Below are 18,223 nucleotides of genomic sequence, written 5' to 3'. Positions count from 1 at the left end.
GCGGTGGGCCGGTCCGCCGTCCACAGGGCGGCCGCCGCCGGACGCCACCCTGTGGACATCCGTCATCCCTCCAGCAGGGGCTGGGCCACGTACCCGCCGGATTCCGGGGCCGGCGGGACGGCGTACAGGCCGCTGGCCTCGTGGCGGAGGAAGGGGGAGAGGGCGTCGCCGCGGTCGAGTTTGCGCTGGACCTGGGTGAAGGCGCGCAGCGGATCGGCCTGCCAGCAGATGAAGAGCAGCCCGGCGTCCGGGGCGCCGTCGTCCCGGAAGCCGTCGTGGTACGAGAACGGGCGGCGGAGCATCGCGGCGCCCTGGTTGGTCTCGGGGGCGGCGATGCGGGCGTGGGCGTTGGCGGGGATGACGGGCAGACCGTCGGGGCGGTTGGCGTCGAGGCGCATCGGCGTGGTCTCGTCGCCGCCGGTCAGGGGCGCGCCGGTGTCCTTGCGGCGCCCGATGATCTTCTCCTGGTCGGTGCGGGAGCGCCGCTCCCAGTCGTCGAGGAGCATCCGGATGCGGCGGACGACGGCGTACGAGCCGCCGCGCATCCAGGTGGCGTCGGCGTCGCGGCCGACGAAGACGCGGGCGTCGAAGTCGGGGTCGGACGGCTTGGGGTTGTTGGTGCCGTCGAGCTGGCCCATGAGGTTGCGGGTGGTCATGGGGCGGGCGGTGGCGCCGGGGGTGCGGTTGAAGCCGTTCATCTGCCAGCGCAGGCGGGCGGTGGGGGCGGCTTCCTTCTGGAGGGCGCGCAGGGCGTGGAAGGCGACGAGGGCGTCGTCGGCGCCGATCTGGAGCCAGAGGTCGCCGTTGCTGCGCTCCGGGTCGAGGGCGTCGGCGGAGAAGTCGGGCAGCGGGTCGAGCTGGCCGGGGCGCTGCTTCGTCAGGCCGGTGCGGTCGAAGAAGGAGTGGCCGAGGCCGAAGGTGACGGTGAGGGAGGAGGGGCCGGCGTCGGCGGCGACGGCGGTGTCATGGGCGGGGGCGCGGCCCTCCATCAGCTCCCGGGCGGTGCGGGTCCAGCGGCGCAGCAGGGCGGCGGCGGCCTTGCGGTCGGCGTCCGGGGCGAGGTCGAAGGCGGCGAGGTGGCCGCTGGCCTGGAGCGGGGTGGTGATGCCGGGCTGGTGGGCGGCGCGTGCGGCGCGGAAGGGGACGCGGGTGGTGCCGATGGTGGTGAGCGGGGCGGGTGCGTCGCCGTGGGCGGCACTCGCGCCGATGACGCCGCCGGCGCCGCCCACGACGAGTCCGGCCGCCCCGGCGGCGCCGACGGTGCCGAGCAGCCGGCGGCGGGACAGTTCGACGGTGGGACCGGCGGGGGGCGTGTCCGGGGCCGCCGGTGCGGACGGGGCGGCCCCGGGGCGCGGGGTCTGCGGGGGGACGGGCTTCGCGCCCGGTGTCGCTGCGCGGTTGCCGTGCGGCTTCTTCGTGCTCATCGGTCGATCGTCACGTTCCTGGTCTCGGTCACCTGGTCGATGTCGGAGGTCCTCACGAGGAGGGAGAGCTGCCAGCGGCCGGGGACGGGCAGCTGGACGTCGGTGGCGCGCCAGTGGCCCTTGCCGGTGTGGGTGGCGGCCACCGGGAGCGGGCCGAGGCGCTGGGCGCCCAGGGTGAAGGAGACCTTCATCTCGGGGACGTCCATGGTGGCCCCGGAGGGGTCGGAGATCCGTACCCGGAGCTGGTTGCCGCCGCCGGCGCGGCCGGGGTCGAGGTCGATACGGGCGGTGCCCTTGCCGTGCGGGCCGCCGGTGTCGAACGGGATGGTCAGCACACGGGGCTGGTTGGCGTCGGGGGAGCGTCCGGCGGAGGCGGCCTGGAGGGCGGCCTCGGTGCGGGCCGGTTCGGTGCCGGTCAGCACGGTGGTGACGGCGAGGACGACGACGGCGACGCCCGCCTCGGCCAGCACCGAACGGCGCAGCCCGAGCCGCTGCGGGTCGGCGTCACGCTCCCGCTTGACCCGCGCGGTGCTCAACGCGGCCCGCTGGCGCGCGAGTTGGGCGGCCCGTACGGGGTCGGGGGCGGTTTCCCCCACGGGGCCGGGGGGTGCCGCCTCGGGGCCGGTGTCCGGGGCGTCCCGGAGCGCGGGTGCGGGGCGCGCGTCGGCGGTGGCGCGCTCCGGTGCGGCGGCGCACACCGGGGCCGCCGGGTCCGCCGGGTCCGCCGCGGGCTCCCGAGATGCGTCCGGCGCGGCCCCGGGGCGGGGCTCCGCCGCCGTGTCCGCCGCCGCGTCCGTCCCGGACCCCGGGGCGGACGCCTGCCCGGGAACGGTGACCAGGGCCGTACCGGCCGCTTCCGCCGTACCGGAGCCGGCCGCCTTCCCGGTGCTCGTCTCCGTCCCCTTCTCCGTGAGGCGTGCCGTCCACCGGCGGGAGATCCAGGCGAGGCCGACGAGGAGGAGGACCAGGCCCGCCTTGAACATCAGGAGCTGGCCGTAGGCGGTGCCGGTCAGTGCGTGGACGGTGCCGACCTGGCGCCATGACTGGTAGAGGCCGGTGGTCACCAGGGCGAGGACCGAGCCGAAGGCGAGGCGGGAGAAGCGGCGGACGGCGGCGCGTTCCACCGGCGGTCCCCAGTACAGGGAGACGACGAGGGCGGCGAGGCCGCCGAGCCAGGTGGCGACGGCGAGCAGATGCAGCAGATCGGCGGGGATGGCGAGGCCCGGTTGCAGCCCGGTGGAGGCGTGCTCGGCGAACGACCAGGTCGCGGCGGTCGCCACGGCGAGCAGCGCACCGCCCGCGGTGAGCCCGGCGGTGAGCCGCCGCAGCCGCACCCGCGCCGGACCGCCCGAGCCCCGGGCCGGACCGCCGACCGCCACGTCCCCCGGCGAGCCGGGGTCCGCCGCCTCACCCGGGGCGGTACCCGTAAGGGCCGCAGCCCCCGGCGCGGCCTCCGCGTCCGCCGCCCGCCGTGTCCGCTCGTACGCGCCGAAGAGCAGGGTGACGAAGAGCGCGGCGCCGGCGAGGAGGAGCAGGCGGGCGGTGAGGGCGATGCCGGTCTTCGTGGTCAGGACGGCGCGGAGGGCGTCGAGATCGGCGAGGTCGCCGGAGCCGGTGTAGGGGCCGCGGAGCAGCAGGAGGGCGAGGGTGGCGGCGGTGAGGAGGACCCAGCCGCCGTGCACGGTCAGCCGCTGCACGGAGCGGACGCCCGCCGCCGCCGGGCGGCAGAGCAGGACGAACGCGGCGCCGCCGAAGAGCAGCACGAAACCGGCGTAGGCGAGGTAGCGGGCGACGCCGTAGAGCGCGCCGGCCGGGCCGCCGCCCGCCTCCTGCTGCGGCAGCGGCGCCTTGGTGGCGGACGGCGCGCCGATGGAGAAGGTGAACGCGCCGGAGACCGGATGGCTGTCGGCGGAGACCGCCTGCCAGGCGACGGTGTACGTGCCGTCGGGCAGACCGGGCGGCAGACCGGTGCCGTACTTGACGCTCTCGCCGCTGCACAGGTCGCGGAGTTTGCCACGGTCGACGCGGGTGCCGTGCGGATCGAGGACGCGTACGGAGTCGTCGCCCATCGCGACGCCCTCGGAGAAGCTGAGCGTGACCTGCTCCGGGGCGTGCGCCACCACCGCCCCCTGGGCCGGGTCGCTGCCGGTCAGCGCCGCGTGGGCCTGGGCCGGCGCGGCGGTGGCGAGCAGCAGAGCGCACAGGGCGACGGCGACGGCCGGCAGCCGCGCGGCCACCGCCCGCCGGAGCCGGACGGCACCGCGCCGGGGACGGGCGGCGGTGCCGGTGGGCGTCGTCATGGGTGCTCCCCTTCGTGTTCGTCGTGTCCGTCGATATACGTCGATTACGGCGCGTACGCGGCGATTACGTCGCGTACGGGACCGCGGGGCCCGGGTACGGAGCGGACGTACCCGGGCACCCCTTGGGCGGGTCACCGGATCGGCGTGCCCTCGGGACGCGCCACCGGACCGGCGCCCCCGAGGGCGGCACACAACCGGCGGCACGCCCCGGGTCAGTCAGCTACTTACGGCCGTGCCCGGAGTGGCCCGAACTCCCGGAGTGGTCCATGTGGTCCATGTCCCCCATCCCTCCGTCGTGTCCGCCGCCCGCGTCGCCGGGCCGGTAGGTCGCGGACTTCACCGGGACCTGGACGGTGATCGGGTCGGCCTTGGCGAAGTGCAGTTCGACGGTGACCTTGTCGCCCTCGGCGGGCTTGCGCTTGAGGCCCATGAACATGACGTGGTTGCCGCCGCTGGCCAGCTTCAGCGTGCCGCCCGCCGGGACGGGGAGGGAGGCGACGTGCTCCATGGCGTTGCCCTTGGTGACGTGCAGGGAGACGTCGTCGGCGAGGTCGCTGGTGACGGAGGTGAGCTTGTCGGCGCCGCCGGTGTTCTCGACGGTGAGGAACGCCCCGGCCATCTTGTCGGTGACCGGCTGCGGCATGTACGCGCCGGAGACCTTCAACTCCGGTGCTCTCTTCGGGGCGCCGGCGGCGGGCGGGGCGCCGGATCCGTCCGACGTACCGGAGGCGCCGCAGCCGGCGAGGCCGAGGGCGCAGACGGCGGCGAGGGCGGTGGCGGTGAGGGTGCGGCGGTTCACGGGTTCTGCCCCTTGATGATCTTCGGGAGTGCGGCGGTGTAGTTCTCGGGGGTGGCCTCCTGCATGCCCATCCAGTGGATGCGGTCGTCCTTGGGGGAGGCCAGCAGGACCTGCGCGCCGTGGGTGGAGACCACGTCGCCGTTCTTCTTCACCACCGGCTTGTCGATGCCGATGTTGACGTCCCGGGCGCCCCGCTGGATGTCGGCGAACTTGCCGGTCAGACCGGTGAAGTTCTTGTTGATGCCGCCGAGCCACTTCTTCAGGGCCTCGGGGGTGTCGCGCTCCGGGTCGGAGGTGATGAACAGGACCCGCAGATCGTCCTGTTCGGCCTTGGGCAGCTGCTTCACGGCGACGGCGAGGTTGGCCATCGTCAGCGGGCAGACGTCCGGGCAGTTGGTGTAGCCGAAGTAGATGAGGGTCGGGTGGCCCTTCGTCTTCGCCAGCAGGTCGTACGGCTTGCCGTCGGAGTCGGTGAGGGTCAGGTCCGGCTTCTCGATCGGGTTGTCGAGCGTGACGATCGGCTTGGCGGTGGCGCCGGAGACCGACGCGGCGGGCTTGTCGCCGCCGCCGTCGTCGGGCCCGCAGGCGGTCAGGGTGAGGGCGGCGGCCGCGGTGAGGGCGGCGGCGAGCAGGGTCTTTCCACGCATGGCGATATGTCCGGGGGTCGGTGAACGGTGGACCGGGCCGGCGTCGCGCGGACGCCGGCCCGGAGGCGGTCAGGCGGTGCGGCGGCGTCCGGCGAGGACGCCGAAGCCGACTCCGATGATGCCGACGACGATGCCGACGACGCCGAGGACCCGGGCCGTGGTGTCGCTGCCGGACGCGGCCGCCGCGGCGGTCGTGGTGGCCGCGGGCTCGGCGGCACCGGCGTCCCCGGCGGGCGGGGTGAGAGCGAGGACCGGCGCCGGGTTCTCCGGCTCCGGGGCGCCCTTCTTCGCCGGCTCGATCCAGCGCACGACCTCCTTGTTGTCGTACGTCTGGAGCGCCTTGAAGGCGATCTGGTCGGCGTGCTCGGGCAGCTGGCCGATGGAGAGCGGGAACTGCTGGAACTGGCCCGGGGCGATGCCCTTGCCGTCCGCCGTCCACGTGATCTTCGACGGCGCCTTGTCGATCTTCTCGCCGTGCATCTCCAGCGGCTTGGCCAGCTTCGCCTCGGTGACCTCGACGGTCCAGCCGGGCACCGGCTGCGGCATGACGGACGCCAGCGGGTGGTCGGTCGGCAAGGTCACCTCGACCTTGACCGTCGAGGCGTTGTCCCGCTCGTTCGGCACCTTGATGCCGACGGTGGCGTAGCCGCCCTGTTCGGCGGTGCCGGGCTGCACGGTGACGTGCGCGAAGGCGGGTGCGGCCAGCAGCAGCACGCTGCCCGCCGCGAGGCCGCCGAGCACCGGCAGCCGCCGCGCGAGGCGCCGGGCGCGGCGCGGCGCGGCCGGGGCGGCGGCCGGGCCCGCCGGGGTCGGGTCGATCTCAGGTGTGGTCACGAAAGCCATGGCGAAAGGTCTCCACATCGGCGTCGAAGGCGTCGACGGAAAGGTGTCGACGCGCAGAGCGTCAGGCGTCGGCGCGGCGATGCGTCCGGCATCGGCGCGCCGCGCGAGGGAAGGTCCGGCGCAGGCGGTGACGGCGCGGGAGCCCGTACCCGGGGACCGGGCGGGCGTGCGCGTCAGGCCGCGAGGGCGTATCCGGCGGTGCGGACGTGCCCCGGGACCACGGCGGGCGGACCCCGCCGGACGACGCTGTGCTGGAGTGCCGGATCCTCGGGCCCGGACGGTCCCGCCGCGTGCGCGAGCGGCGCCGCGGGGCCGGTGCGGTGGCCGGGCAGCCCGGCGAGAAGGGCGCGGACGAGCGCCAGCGCGGAGCGCAGCGCCCCGGCCAGGGCCCGCGCCGCGGCCTCGTGCGCCACCGGTGCGGAGAGCCGGACCAGCCGCCACAGGGCGGCCTCGCCCCGGCGCAGCAGCCAACCGGCGGCCAGCGCGGCGAGGACGTGACCGAGCAGCATCGGCAGTGACGGCAGCAGCGAGTGCGCCATCGGCGCGCCCGCGAGGTGAGCCGTCCCGGCCGTGCCGTGCGCGCCACCGGTGCCGAGGACCTCGGCGGTGCGCGGGTCGGCCGGGTCGAAGCCGTTCTCCGCGACGATCCGCTGCGCGGTCTCGCCGCCCAGCCGTACGCCGTCGAGACCGCAGGTCAGCCGCCGTGCGAGGGCGATGACGGTGGCCTCGTCGAGCCGTCCGCCGGCCGCGGGGCCCGGGGCGGCGCAGTGCTGCCCGGTGGCGAACAGCGCGTGCAGGGCGAGCTGTCCGACGGTGAGCGCCGCGGCGATGCCGGGCAGGGAGCGTTCCCGTCCGGCCAGCGGCGCGGCGACGAGGAGGACGGCGGCGCACCCGGCGGCGAGCGTCCACACCGGGACGGTGGCCAGGGAGCCGGCCATGTGCCCGGCCGCGGACAGCGCGACGCAGACCGCGGTGAACACCGCGGCCCTCAGCAGCCGCAGATCGGCGGCGGCGCGCGCGTGGCGGGCGGGGGCAGTCATGGCCGCGCCATCATCCCACCCGCGTCACGGGCGGCCTACGGCAGGTCGACGCGCGGGGGCGCCTGAGGGGGCCCACCGGAGGACACCGGGGCGCGCGGGGGCGCATACCCCGGAGCGCACTTACACGGCGCGCTCGGTACTCCGCATCCGCCGAACGAGCGGTGTGCCGCCCCGCGCATGCTTACGTCGCTCCTACGGCGGCAATACGTAACGGTATGTCGAGCCGCGGCCAGGAGGCTGGAGCGATGAGCATGTGGTGGTCACTCCATCTGCGCCGGGAACCGGCCAGTGTGCCGCTTGCCCGGCGCCTGCTGCTGGGGGCGATGGAGACCGCGGGCGTCGATCCGGACATCTGCTACGACCTGTCGGTCGCTCTCTCCGAGGCGTGCGCGAACGCCGTCGAGCACGGCGGCGGTGAGGACGGCTCCGACTACCGCGTCACGGCGTACATCGACGGCGACACCTGTCACATCGAGGTCAGCGACTCCGGCCCCGGCTTCGTCCGCGCCCCCCGCTCCGCCGACCCGGCGCTGCTCACCCCGCCGCCCGCGCCCGCCGACGCCGAGGACGGCCGGGGCCTCTTCCTCATCGAGGCGCTCACCGACCACGTCCGCTACGCCACCGGAACGGGCCGAAGAGGCGCCGTGGTGAGCTTCGACAAGATCCTCAAATGGCGGGAGGGCGCGGCGCTGCCGATGGCGTCGTAGCGCGCCCGGGGCGGGCGGCGGCGCCCGTGTGGGTTTCCTCGGCGGTCCGCCGGTGCGGGCCGCCTTTTCCGTGCCCGGGGTCCGGCGCGGACGCGGGTGTGCGTGACGGGTGTGCCCTCCGGGGATCTCCTCGCGGGCCCGGTGCGGCGAGGTTCTGTACCGCATGCATGAAACCCGTTCCGGCAGGCCGTTTCTCGCGTGGAGAGAAAGCCCTAACTACTGCTCTGAGCTGCGCAATTGCCCGTCGAAAGTAATGTAACGACCACATCCAAAGGCTGTGTTACCGTGACGAGGCGTTGGGTCGGACACGGGTCGTACGCACAAGGGGGAGGACGCATGTGCACACGGGGGGCACGTCGCGCGGGCGCTGATCGGAGCGCGTTCAGGGCGCGGACGGGGCGGGGGCACCGACGGTGCCGCGCGGTTTCCGCATAGCCCTTCTTCTTCCGTACGGACCCCTTCTTTCTCTATCTCCCCACGGGGCGTGAGGTGCCGGGCGATGCCCGGTGCCACCGCGCGACGGCGGCCGTCCCGACGACGAAGGCGATACAGACATGCATGTTCTGCCCGGCCCGCACGAACTGCCCCTGCGCGGGCGCACGGAGGAGACCGCCGCGGTGCGGGAGCTGGTCGAGGCCCCGCCGGTGCCCGGCAGCGCGCTGCTGACGTTCGAGGGCCCGCCCGGCATCGGGAAGTCGCGGATGCTGCGGGAGGCGGGCCGGGTGGCGCGGGAGGCCGGGTACACCGTCGTCAACGGGCTGCCCGAGGGGTGCTTACCGACGGACCGTCCGCTGGCCGTCCTCCTCGACGACCTGCACTGCGCGGGGGAGGAGGAGGCACGGAGCCTGTACCGGCTGCGCGGCGGGCTCACCGACGCGCCCGTGGTCTGGATCACCGCCCGCCGTGCGGGCCGGGACCTCCGCCCGGCCGAGGAGATCCTCCTGGGCATGGCCGGCTACCAGGAACGCCGGCTGCTGCCGCCGCTGTCCGCCGACGCGCTCGACACTCTGGCCGCCGACTTCTTCGGGCGCCGCCCCGGCCCCGCGCTCCGGCGCGAGCTGGCCGGAGCCGGCGGCCACCCCCGGCTCGCGCGGGCGCTGATGGAGGGGCTGGTCGAGGAGCGGCGCATCCACGGCGGCGCGGTCGTCGACGCGGTGGACGGGCCGGTGCCCGCGCGGGTGAGCGCCCTCGTACGGAGCCTGGCCCGGGGGTGGTCGCAGGAGTGCCGCCGGATGGTGCCCGTCGCGGCGGTCCTCGGCCGCCGGATCGTCTTCGCCGAGCTGGCGCACGTCCTCGGGCTCAACCCCAGCGATCTGCTGCCCGCCACCGAGGAGGCCATCGCCGCCGGGGTGCTGAGCGCGGACAGCCGTGATCTGGCCTTCACCGGTGAACTGCTCTGGCGTGTCCTGCACGACTCCGTTCCGCCGACCGTACGGGCCGCGCTGCGGCAGCAGGCCGCCCCGCAGCCGTCCCGGCGCACCGCGTACACCCGCCCGGCCGGGCACCCGGCGTCCGCCCGGAGCCCGCGCGCGCGGCACGCCTGGGGGAGCCGGCGGGCCCGCACCGACCATCCCGCCCGGGTCCCCGCGAGCGCCGGGCCGCCGCTCGCCCCGGTCCGCGCCGACCGCCCCCGCGCGTACGCGGCAGGGGGGCCGCTCCTGGCGGCGGGGGCGCGGCCCGAGCCGGTGCCCGCGGTGGAGCGCGCGCCGGACGAGCGGCCGGGGGCGGGGGCCGCGCCGGTCGCCGTCGCGCCGGGGACGGCCACCGCGGTGACGGCCGCCCGGACCGGTCCGTGGGAGGCGCTCAACGAGCGGCAGCGGGCCATCGCCCGGCTGGTGGTCGGCGGGCTGACCAACCGGCAGATCGCCGCCGAGATCCATCTGTCGCCGCACACCGTCAACTACCACCTGCGCCGTATGTACCAGGTGCTGGGCATCGGCTCCCGTATCGGGCTGCTGGGCATCGCCCACACCAAGGGGCTGCCCTGACGGAGCCCGGCGGCGGCGGTCCTCAGAGCGTGGCCAGCGCCCCGTCGACCGCGTCGGTGAGCACGGCCCGGTCGGTGGCGATCTTGCCCAGGACGCGCAGACCGTTGAGGACGGCGAGGATGGTGCGGGTCGCGCGCAGCGGGTCGGTACCGGCGGAGAGCTCCCCGGCGCGCTGGGCGATCAGCAGCACCCCGCAGAGTGTGGACTCCATCCGGCTCGACTGGCGGCGGATGACGTCGCGGATGACGTCGCTGCGGGCCGACACCTCGACGGCGGCGTTGACCACGAGGCAGCCGCGGTGGCCGGCGTCGACGACGTCCGCGTCGATCACGCCGTACATGAAGGTGCGCAGCCGCTCCTTGACCGGGCCGGGGCGCTCCAGGGCGGCCAGCAGATCGTCGAAGGTGGCGTCGGCGTACCGGCGCACGGCCTCCTCGTACAGCGACTGCTTCGCGCCGAACGCGTTGTAGAGGCTGCCTCTCCCCAGGCCCGTACGGCGGCACAGCTCCTCGGCGGAGGTGCCTTCGTAGCCGCGTTCCCAGAAGGTCTGCATCGCGGCCTCGACGACCTCGGCGTCATCGAACGTACGTGGTCTGGGCATCTGGCCATCCTAGGTCTTCTGTACTGCTCGGTTGCAACGGTCAAAGCCGCCGGGCTGTTCCTGGGTCGGGCCGAAATGCCTGCTGGGAAGGGGAGTTCGGCGATCGGGGGCGTCCGGTCGGGGCGTTCGGCGGACGTGCGCGGAGCCGCGCCGGGGGTGCCGTCGTGGGACCGTTCCAGATCCCTGGCACACCCCGGCGCGGCTCCGCCGTCCGGCCGGGTCAGGCGGTGGTGCCGCCGTCCACCGCCAGATCCGCGCCGGTGATGAAGCCCTCGGGCTGGCCGGCGAGGAAGGCGACGCACGCCGCGATCTCCTCGGGCGTGGCATAGCGGCCGACCGCGGTCAGCGCCCGCTGGGCGTCCGCGTTCGGGCCGCCGGAGGGGTTCATGTCGGTGTCGGTCGGTCCCGGCGAGACCTGGTTGACGGTGATGCCCCGCGGTCCCAGGTCCCGGGCGAGGCCCTTGGTCAGGCCGGTCAGGGCCGATTTGCTCATCGCGTACAGGGTGGCTCCGGGGCCGGGGACCCGGCTGCCGAGGCAGCTGCCGACGTTGATGACGCGGCCGCCGCGTCCCAGGTGCCGGGCGGCGTGCTGGGCGGCGACGAACGCCGCCCGGACGTTGACGTCCAGCGTCCGGTCGACGACGTCCAGCGGGATCTCGGCGACCGGGGTGCCGGAGACATCCATGAAACCGGCGTTGTTGACGAGCACGTCCAGCCGGCCGAAGTGCGCGGCGGCCTCGTCGACCGCCCGCCCGACCTGGACGGCGTCCGTGAAGTCGGCGCGGACGGCGAGTCCGGTGCCGCCGGACTTCTCGACGGCGCGGACGACCTCCTGGGCCCGCTCGGCGTTGCTGACGTAGGTGACGGCGACGTCCGCGCCGTCCTCCGCGAGCCGGCGGGCGATGGCCGCGCCGATGCCCCGGCTGCCGCCGGTGACCAGAGCGACATGCCCTCGCAGGGAACTCATGCGGTAACTCCTTGGTGGCTTTCAGTACTTCGTGGGCGGGTCAGGGCGCGGCGTCGGGCAGCGGTTCCGCGGCGGGGCGGGCGCGCCGTCCGGCGACGAGGTCCGGTACGAGGGAGAGGAAGCCGAGGACCGCGAGGCCGACGCCGACCCACAGCGGGGCGCGCAGACCGTAGCCCGCGCCGATGCCCAGACCGCCGGCCCAGGAGCCGATGACGACACCCATGGTGATCATGGAGGTGTGGACGGTGTTCACCAGCGGACGGCCGTTGGCGGTGCGCATCACGCGGGTGACCAGCGCCGGGTTCATGGTGACGCCGACCAGTCCGGTGCCCAGCAGTGCGACGACGGCGGGGAGTTGCTTGTCGGCGAAGAGCCCGAACAGCGTCAGGAAGACGGTCAGCGCGACCAGGCCGAAGGTGAGCACGGGCAGGGTGTAGCGGTCGGCGAGCCGTCCCACGACGTTGTTGCCGATGACGGTGGCGACGCCGTAGGCGATCAGCAGCAGCGGGACGGTGCCGTCGCCGAACCCGGTGACCTGTTTGAGGATCGGGGTGAAGTAGCTGAACGCGGCGTAGGTCGCGCCGATGACCAGGGTGCTGGTGGAGAACACCGCCCACAGCCGGGGCCGCTTCAGCTCCGCGGTCTCCTCGCGCAGGCTGCGGGCCTCCTGCTTCTCCAGCGCGGGCACCGTCGCGGCGGTGATCAGCCCGACGACGGCGGTGAGCACCGTGACGGTCCAGAAGCTGGCGCGCCAGCCCCAGTGCTGGCCGATGAGGTTGGCGCCGGGCAGGCCCAGGACCGTACCGACCATCAGGCCGCCCAGCACGATGGAGGTGGCCCGGCCGCGCAGCTTCTCGTCGACGACCTCGACGCAGACGGCCAGCGCCACGCCGAAGAACGCGCCGGACACCGCGCCGGTGATGATCCGGGCGAGGACCATGACCACGTACCCCTGGGAGACCGCGGCCAGCGCCTCACCGGCCACGAAGGTCACGAACAGCACCATCAGGCTGGTCTTGTGACGGAGCTTCAGCAGGGCGATGGCGAGCAGCGGGCCGCCGACGGCCATGGCGAAGGCGTAGAAGGAGATGAGGTAGCCGATCTTCGGGATCGGCACGCCGAGGCCCTGGGCCATCACCGGCATCAGGCCGGACACCTGGAGTTCGCTGGTGACCATCGCGAAGATGCCCAGGCCCAGGACGTAGACGGTCAGCGGCATCGTGGTGCGGCTCTTGTCGGCCGCCACCTGCGTCGTCGTCATGCCACCGCTCCGTTCTCCGCCTGGAAGGAGCCGTAGCGCTCCGCGATCTCCTTGGCCGCGGGGTTGTCCGCGGGGTCGAACGGCGGGATCGGCTCGTCGGGCCGGGCCTCGCGGCCGGCCTCCAGGAAGAAGCGTTCGAAACCACCGGGGGCGAAGATCACGAGCAGCCGGGCGGTGTGCAGCCCGGTGTTGCGGAACCGGTGGTACGTGCCGCGCGGGACGAAGACGAAGTCGCCGGACCGCACCTCGTAGCGGGTGTCACCGGCGCGCATCTCCAACTCGCCGTCGAGGAGGTAGAACGCCTCGTCCTCGTGGGAGTGGTTGTGCAGCGGCGGACCGCCGCCGGGAGGCACGGACGCCTCCAGCAGGGTCAGGTCGCCCCGGGACTCCTCGGAGCCGACCTTGACGGTGTACACGTCGCCGTTGAGCCACACGGTGGGGCCCTCACCGGCCTTGACATGGCGGACTCCGCCGTCGCCCGGGGCGCTCGGGGGCGAGGCCGGAACGGCCGCGCCGCCGTCCCGCTGGATGAAACTCATCTTCTTCCTTTCTGCCGTGCCCGCGGTGGGGGACCGCGGGCGTCCCGGCCACCGCCGGTGGCCGGGACGTCGGGGGTCAGGCGTGTGCCGCCTGGTGTTGAGGTGGACCGAGAATGCCGTCGAACAACATCAACGGCGCCTGGAGCGGAGGGATTTCCTCCCCTTCGTGTTCGATCGCCGTGACGCGGAGCCATTCGTCGGCCGCCGCGACGAACACACCGTCCGCGTCGCGGCGGACGGTGCCCGGCGCGGCAGGCGGCGGGAGGTGGACCCCGCCCGCCGGGGCGACGCCGAGGATCGTCAGCCGGGTGCCGTCCGCGCGGAAGGTGTGGGCGCCGGGGCGGCGGTACCCGGCGCGGACGATCTGCTGGACGGTGGCGGCCGGGGCGCGGAAGTCGATCAGGTGGTCCTCGTCCCGCGGTGCGCTGAAGTAGGTGCGCAGCGCCGGGTTCTGGGGGACGCGGATGAAGGAGCGGTCCGCCAGCTCCGGGAGGAGTTCGCGCAACATCTCGACGTTGGCCTCCTCCTGCGCGGTGCGCAGGGTCAGCGCCGTCTCGGTGCCGTCGACGGGCACCTCCCGCTGCATGATCACCGGGCCGCTGTCGATGCCCTCGGCCATCTCGATGGCGCTGACCGCGCTGAAGCGTTCGCCGTTGCGGACCATCCAGTAGAACGGTGCGAGCCCGGCGTAGCGCGGCAGCGGGCTGGGGTGGAAGTTGACGACGATCTCGCCGGGCAGGTCGAGCAGTTCGGGCGTGAAGATCTGCTGGAAGTTGGCGACGATGAAATAGTCGGCGCGCAGCTCCCGCAGCGCCGCCACGCTCTCGGGCGCGGACACCCGCCGGGGCCGCAGCACCGGGATCCCGGCCTCCCGCGCCTGCCGCTCCAGGTCGACAGGGTCCGGCTCGCCCTGGAAGTAGGCGCACTGGCGGCCGGGCGGTGAGGTGACGACGGCGGCCAGGTCCACCTGCGGGTGGTCGGCCAGCACGCTCAGGAACGGGCCTCCGAGTCTGGAGTTGATCTCGGAGAACAGGACGATTCTTATCGTTGCGGACATGTGGCTACCCCGTTGACGTGAATCGGTGACGGCGGTTTCTCCGCCGCCTGCGGGCGGCCCGGTACGGAAAGCCGGGCCGCGGGCCGCCGGCGCCGTCGGGCGCGCGGGCGGCGGGCGGATCAGAAGAACGGGCTGCGGGACTCGCCGCCCAGCAGCACCTGCCCGGTGAGCTGGAGGATGGAGTCCTGCGCGACGGCGTGCTGGCACATGGTGTTGGCGTCGCGCAGCCACCGGTCCATCGGCGACTTGCGGCGGTACACCGAGGCGCCGCCGACCAGGTCGAAGAGGGTGTGGACGATGCCGCGCGCGGTGCGGAAGGCGTGATGGCGGGCGAGCGCCGTCGCCACCCGCTCCTCCGGGCGCAGCTCGGCACCCCGCTCCAGGGCGTCCCACTGCCGCTCCAGCGAGGTGTAGACCCCGGCGCGCGCGGCGGCCAGTTCCGCCTCGGCGCGGGCCACGGCGGACTGCACCCGCACGTCGTCCGCCCACGGCGTGCCGGTCTCCCGGTCGGTGCGGTGGCGCGCCATCTCCCGTACGTGGTCGAGCGCGGCGCGGGCCATGCCCAGCGGGACGCCGGACATCTTCCGCAGGATCGCGTCGGGCGCGGCGTGGAGCGGGCCCTCGCGGCGCGGGTCGTGGAAGGAGAACGAGTGCTCCTCCGGTACGAACAGGTCGGTGGCCGCGTAGTCCACGCTGCCGCTGCCCGCGAGGCCGGTGGTGTACCAGGTGTCGGTGATCTCGTACTGCTCGGGCCGGGCGACCATCACCCGCCACTGGCGCTCCTCGCCGGTGAACGGGTCGGGCTCGGGGACGCCGTCCTTGAAGACCTGGCAGCCGGCGACCAGCACCTCGCAGTGGGTCGAGCCGCTGCCGAAGCGCCACTGACCGGTGACGCGGTAGCCGCCCTCGACCCGCTCGGCGCGGCCCTGGGGGTAGATCCAGCCGGAGTTGGGGACGTCGAGGTGCGGATAGATCTCCTTGGCGGTCACCTCGTCGAGGTAACCGGCGTAGATCCCGGAGTCCATGCCGATCATGGCGCACCACGCGGCGGAGGGGTCGCCGGTCGCGAGGATCTCGACCAGTTCGGCCTGCTGCATCGACGTCAGACCCGGGCCGCCCGCCTCCCGGGTCACGGCGGCGCGGAAGACCCCCGCGCCACGGAGCAGTTCGACGACGTCGTCGGGCAGCCGGCGGTGCTCCTCGATGGCGGCGGCGCGCTCCCGCAGACGCGGGACGGCGTCGCGGGCGGCGGCGAGTATGGCCTCGGCGGTGGTGGGCGGCGTTGCGGTGGAGGAGGACATGGGCTTCCTTCTGCTACGAGGGCACGTGCGGGGTGTCAGGAGTACCGGCCGGGCGCGATGACCCCGTGGGGGTCGACGCTCTGCTTCAGACGGCGGACGAAGGCGCGGGCCCCGGCGTCCGGGGACAGCCGGTCCAGCCAGTCGTGGTGCTCGGCGTCCAGGCGGTACGGGAGGAACCCCGCTTCGGTGAAGAGGGTGTGGATGCGGTCGAGCGCGCGGTGGGCGCGGGCGGCGTCCGCCTCGGTGCGCGGGAAGCGCAGCGAGACGACGAGGTCGATGACGTCGCTGTCCAGGGCGTTGACGGTGCAGCCGGCGGCCGTGCCGGTCTCGGCCTGCACCTGGTCGAGGAGTTCGCGGGCGTGGGTGATGGCGGCGCCGGTGAACGGCACCAGCGGCAGGAAGAAGATCCAGCCGCCGCCCGCGGCGTCGACCCGGTCGGCGTCCTGCCCGACGGCGGAGCGCAGCATCTCCTCGTTGTGCGACGGGTCCCCGGCGTAGGCGCTCTCCACGACGCGGGCCACCACATCGTCCCCGGCGGGGTGCTCGTCGGAGCGGACCCATCCGGTGAACAGCCCGCACGCGGCGGCCTCGGCCTCGATGGTGCGGGTCATCGCCTCGACGGCGCGGGCGGTCCCGTCGACGCAGAGGTGCGCCTGGTAGGAGCCCGGGACGCCGCCGTAGGAGTCGGCGGAGACCGTGTCGTAGATCTTCAGCACGCCGCGGATCAGCCCCTGGGCGCTCCAGCGGCGCAGTTCGTCCACGGCGGGGGCGAGCGCCTCGCGGGGGAAGGAGAGCCGCACGACGCGCTGGGCCTCCGGGCGCGGCAGCAGCCGGATCACGGCGGCGGTGACGATGCCCAGGTCGGACTGGGTGAACAGGGCGAGCGGCGACGGGCCGAGGCCCTGCGGGTTGACGCAGGTGGTGACGGACGCGTCGGGCCACCAGCCGACGCGGATCAGCTCGCCGTCCGGCAGGACGACCTCCAGCCCGGCGAGGTCGGCGGTGCGCTGGCGGCGCAGGCCCACCCCGCGGTCGAGCATGTTGCCCAGGACGCTGGTGTGGCCGGAGGAGGCGGTGACGTTGAGCATCCGGCCGGTGTCCCGCAGCCGTTCGGCCAGGCGGAGCTGGGTGACGCCCGGTTCGATGACGGCCCAGCCCTCGTCGGTGTTCAGCTCCCGGATCTCCGCGAGCCGGTCCAGCTCCAGGGTGACGGCGCCGTCGCGGGCGGGCTCCCGGGAGCCCAGGCCCCAGTTGCGTCCGGTGCTGACGGCGTGCAGCCGGGGCCGGTCCGCGGCGTCCGGTTCGGCCGCGAAGGCGCGTACGACGTCGCGGACCTCGTCGACCGAACCGGGGCGCAGCACACCGTGGATGTCGCGGGGGCGGAACATGCTCACGTTGGGGGCCGGGGGCAGCGGCCGGCCGCCGTCGCCGCGGGCGTGGACGACATCGGCCGGCAGTCCGGCGGGGAGCACGGTCACGGAGAACCTCTTCTCGGATCAGGATCGGATCAGGGGAGGGCGCGGCGGCGGGCGGCTTCCGGCCGCCCGGCGTGGGCGGGCCGTCGCGGCAGCGGCCGGACGGCGCGGGCCGGGGCCCGGCGCGCTCGGACGGACGGCGCGGGCCGGGCCCGGCGCGCTCAGGCGGACGGCGCGGGCGCGGGCCGGTCGGGCGTGGTGCCCGGCAGGTAGACGTGGTGGACGTCCCGCTCCGGCGGCAGCTCGGCGTGGACGAGGACCCGCACGATCCGTGGCAGGGCCCCGGGCACGGCCATCTCCGCCGCACACAGCATCGGTACCTGCCGCCAGCCGGACTCGCTCGCCGCCAGCACCGGCAGTTCGCTGGTCAGGTCGGGCGTCGCGGTGAAGAACGCGCTGATCACGTCCTCGGTGGCCAGTCCGTTCGCGGACAGCAGCTGTCCCAGCAGCTCCCGGGTCGCCGCGCCCACCGCCTCCCGGGTGTCGGCCGGCACCTGGACGGCGCCCCGGACCCCCCGCATCCGCAGCTCAGCCACGGTGACCTCCCGCGGCCATCGCCCCGTGATGGAACGTCAGCGGCGCCCGCTCCTCGTTCAGCGTCCGGGCCGTCGCGACCCGGGCGAGCAGCAGGGTGTGGTCGCCGCCGGGGTAGAAGGTCTCCACCCGGCAGTCGAGGACGGCCAGCGCGTGGGGCGCCACCGTCGCGGCCAGATACCGGGTCAGCGTTTCGCCGGCCGGTTTGTCCGGCGAGGCGAACAGCGCGGCGTCGCCGGACTGTTCCCCGGCGAGCAGGTAGAGGCGGAACGCGCGGGTCTCCTCCAGCACCGGATGCGCGCGGGCGGCGCGGCGCACGCTGACCACGACCTGCGGCGGCGTGAGCGACACGGACATCAGCGCGTTCAGCGTCATGGCGACCGCGTCCTCGCCCTCACCGGTGGCGAGCAGCGCGACCCCGGTCGGGAACAGCCGCATGATCTGCCGCAACTGTTCCCCGGAGGCCGGGTCCGGGGCGGAGGTTCCGTGCGGTACCGCGGTGGTCAGGGTGGTCGTGCTCACGGTGTCTCCGTTCGCTGGGAACCTCATACAGCGAACGTAAGGCGGTCACCGACCAGTTACTACTGACATCGTGAGTAGTCCGCGAGGGCTACCCGGCCGGGTAGGGGAGGGGCGAACGGGACAGGTGGGGCAGCGGCGACCGTCCCCGCCCGCCCCCGGCGCGGCGCCCACCACGTGAGTACCGCGACTCATGCGCCGTCCCGGTCACCTCAGTTGGA

At 74.6% G+C, this 18,223-nt stretch carries 17 protein-coding genes; 2 read left to right on the top strand and 15 right to left on the bottom strand.

Features of this window, described 5'->3' with window-relative positions:
- Positions 1-62 precede the first annotated feature (62 nt).
- From efeB to ACZ4M8_RS19025, 6 genes are all read right to left on the bottom strand, one after another.
- A complete protein-coding gene (efeB, locus tag ACZ4M8_RS19050; protein ID WP_467608772.1) occupies positions 63-1,424 on the bottom strand; it encodes an iron uptake transporter deferrochelatase/peroxidase subunit in 1,362 nt (453 codons plus the stop codon).
- Complete coding sequence (locus ACZ4M8_RS19045) at positions 1,421-3,724, bottom strand: copper resistance CopC/CopD family protein (RefSeq protein WP_467608770.1); 2,304 nt, start codon at positions 3,722-3,724, stop codon at positions 1,421-1,423. The genes efeB and ACZ4M8_RS19045 overlap by 4 nt, the downstream gene beginning before the upstream one ends.
- A 220-nt stretch (positions 3,725-3,944) precedes the next feature.
- Positions 3,945-4,523 (bottom strand): copper chaperone PCu(A)C, encoded by a 579-nt coding sequence (locus ACZ4M8_RS19040; RefSeq protein WP_467608769.1) that lies wholly within the window; start codon positions 4,521-4,523, stop codon positions 3,945-3,947.
- Positions 4,520-5,170: an SCO family protein gene (locus ACZ4M8_RS19035; protein ID WP_467608766.1), complete on the bottom strand. Its 651-nt coding sequence runs from the start codon at positions 5,168-5,170 to the stop codon at positions 4,520-4,522. The genes ACZ4M8_RS19040 and ACZ4M8_RS19035 overlap by 4 nt, the downstream gene beginning before the upstream one ends.
- A gap of 69 nt (positions 5,171-5,239) precedes the next feature.
- The gene (locus ACZ4M8_RS19030; protein ID WP_467608764.1) at positions 5,240-6,013 is read right to left on the bottom strand and encodes a YcnI family copper-binding membrane protein; all 774 of its coding nucleotides are present in this window, start codon (positions 6,011-6,013) and stop codon (positions 5,240-5,242) included.
- A 173-nt stretch (positions 6,014-6,186) separates the two neighbouring features.
- Positions 6,187-7,053, bottom strand: a complete 867-nt coding sequence (locus ACZ4M8_RS19025) for a hypothetical protein (protein ID WP_467608762.1) — start codon at positions 7,051-7,053, stop codon at positions 6,187-6,189.
- A gap of 245 nt (positions 7,054-7,298) precedes the next feature.
- Between ACZ4M8_RS19025 and ACZ4M8_RS19020 the strand changes: the two genes are divergently transcribed.
- Both ACZ4M8_RS19020 and ACZ4M8_RS19015 read left to right on the top strand, forming a co-directional pair.
- A complete protein-coding gene (locus tag ACZ4M8_RS19020; RefSeq protein WP_399088250.1) occupies positions 7,299-7,760 on the top strand; it encodes an ATP-binding protein in 462 nt (153 codons plus the stop codon).
- 554 nt (positions 7,761-8,314) lie between these two features.
- Complete coding sequence (locus ACZ4M8_RS19015; RefSeq protein ID WP_467608759.1) at positions 8,315-9,748, top strand: helix-turn-helix transcriptional regulator; 1,434 nt, start codon at positions 8,315-8,317, stop codon at positions 9,746-9,748.
- 22 nt (positions 9,749-9,770) lie between these two features.
- On the opposite strand, the gene ACZ4M8_RS19010 is transcribed toward ACZ4M8_RS19015, so the two are convergent.
- From ACZ4M8_RS19010 to ACZ4M8_RS18970, 9 genes are all read right to left on the bottom strand, one after another.
- Positions 9,771-10,349 carry a TetR/AcrR family transcriptional regulator gene (locus tag ACZ4M8_RS19010; RefSeq protein WP_467608757.1) on the bottom strand — a complete coding sequence of 193 codons (579 nt, stop codon included), beginning with the start codon at positions 10,347-10,349 and terminating at the stop codon, positions 9,771-9,773.
- A 220-nt stretch (positions 10,350-10,569) separates the two neighbouring features.
- Complete coding sequence (locus ACZ4M8_RS19005; protein WP_467608754.1) at positions 10,570-11,316, bottom strand: 3-oxoacyl-ACP reductase family protein; 747 nt, start codon at positions 11,314-11,316, stop codon at positions 10,570-10,572.
- 40 nt (positions 11,317-11,356) lie between these two features.
- On the bottom strand, positions 11,357-12,577 hold the full coding sequence (locus tag ACZ4M8_RS19000; RefSeq protein WP_467608752.1) for an MFS transporter: 1,221 nt from the start codon (positions 12,575-12,577) through the stop codon (positions 11,357-11,359).
- Positions 12,574-13,116: a quercetin 2,3-dioxygenase gene (locus ACZ4M8_RS18995; RefSeq protein WP_450958770.1), complete on the bottom strand. Its 543-nt coding sequence runs from the start codon at positions 13,114-13,116 to the stop codon at positions 12,574-12,576. Before ACZ4M8_RS18995 ends, ACZ4M8_RS19000 begins: the two co-directional genes overlap by 4 nt.
- A 76-nt stretch (positions 13,117-13,192) precedes the next feature.
- Positions 13,193-14,173, bottom strand: coding sequence for a methionyl-tRNA formyltransferase (locus ACZ4M8_RS18990; protein ID WP_467608750.1), 981 nt, complete (start codon positions 14,171-14,173; stop codon positions 13,193-13,195).
- A gap of 119 nt (positions 14,174-14,292) precedes the next feature.
- Complete coding sequence (locus ACZ4M8_RS18985) at positions 14,293-15,474, bottom strand: acyl-CoA dehydrogenase family protein (RefSeq protein ID WP_467608748.1); 1,182 nt, start codon at positions 15,472-15,474, stop codon at positions 14,293-14,295.
- Between the two features lie 35 nt (positions 15,475-15,509).
- A complete protein-coding gene (locus ACZ4M8_RS18980; protein ID WP_467608745.1) occupies positions 15,510-16,952 on the bottom strand; it encodes an FAD-binding oxidoreductase in 1,443 nt (480 codons plus the stop codon).
- A gap of 158 nt (positions 16,953-17,110) precedes the next feature.
- Complete coding sequence (aroH, locus tag ACZ4M8_RS18975; protein WP_467608742.1) at positions 17,111-17,485, bottom strand: chorismate mutase; 375 nt, start codon at positions 17,483-17,485, stop codon at positions 17,111-17,113.
- Complete coding sequence (locus ACZ4M8_RS18970; protein WP_467608739.1) at positions 17,478-18,005, bottom strand: flavin reductase family protein; 528 nt, start codon at positions 18,003-18,005, stop codon at positions 17,478-17,480. The genes aroH and ACZ4M8_RS18970 overlap by 8 nt, the downstream gene beginning before the upstream one ends.
- Between the last annotated feature and the right edge of the window lie 218 nt (positions 18,006-18,223).

It is taken from the genome of Streptomyces sp. NPDC027185 (assembly GCF_055567035.1).
Note: the sequence above shows the minus strand (reverse complement) of the source record. Positions and strands in the feature narration are given on the sequence as shown.

Bases quoted from the DNA above. Each gene is read 5' to 3' on its own strand.
- efeB (WP_467608772.1), bottom strand. From the start codon at position 1,424: ATGAGCACGAAGAAGCCGCACGGCAACCGCGCAGCGACACCGGGCGCG.
- ACZ4M8_RS19045 (WP_467608770.1), bottom strand. From the start codon at position 3,724: ATGACGACGCCCACCGGCACCGCCGCCCGTCCCCGGCGCGGTGCCGTC.
- ACZ4M8_RS19035 (WP_467608766.1), bottom strand. From the start codon at position 5,170: ATGCGTGGAAAGACCCTGCTCGCCGCCGCCCTCACCGCGGCCGCCGCC.
- ACZ4M8_RS19030 (WP_467608764.1), bottom strand. From the start codon at position 6,013: ATGGCTTTCGTGACCACACCTGAGATCGACCCGACCCCGGCGGGCCCG.
- ACZ4M8_RS19025 (WP_467608762.1), bottom strand. From the start codon at position 7,053: ATGACTGCCCCCGCCCGCCACGCGCGCGCCGCCGCCGATCTGCGGCTG.
- ACZ4M8_RS19020 (WP_399088250.1), top strand. From the start codon at position 7,299: ATGAGCATGTGGTGGTCACTCCATCTGCGCCGGGAACCGGCCAGTGTG.
- ACZ4M8_RS19015 (WP_467608759.1), top strand. From the start codon at position 8,315: ATGCATGTTCTGCCCGGCCCGCACGAACTGCCCCTGCGCGGGCGCACG.
- ACZ4M8_RS19010 (WP_467608757.1), bottom strand. From the start codon at position 10,349: ATGCCCAGACCACGTACGTTCGATGACGCCGAGGTCGTCGAGGCCGCG.
- ACZ4M8_RS19005 (WP_467608754.1), bottom strand. From the start codon at position 11,316: ATGAGTTCCCTGCGAGGGCATGTCGCTCTGGTCACCGGCGGCAGCCGG.
- ACZ4M8_RS19000 (WP_467608752.1), bottom strand. From the start codon at position 12,577: ATGACGACGACGCAGGTGGCGGCCGACAAGAGCCGCACCACGATGCCG.
- ACZ4M8_RS18995 (WP_450958770.1), bottom strand. From the start codon at position 13,116: ATGAGTTTCATCCAGCGGGACGGCGGCGCGGCCGTTCCGGCCTCGCCC.
- ACZ4M8_RS18990 (WP_467608750.1), bottom strand. From the start codon at position 14,173: ATGTCCGCAACGATAAGAATCGTCCTGTTCTCCGAGATCAACTCCAGA.
- ACZ4M8_RS18985 (WP_467608748.1), bottom strand. From the start codon at position 15,474: ATGTCCTCCTCCACCGCAACGCCGCCCACCACCGCCGAGGCCATACTC.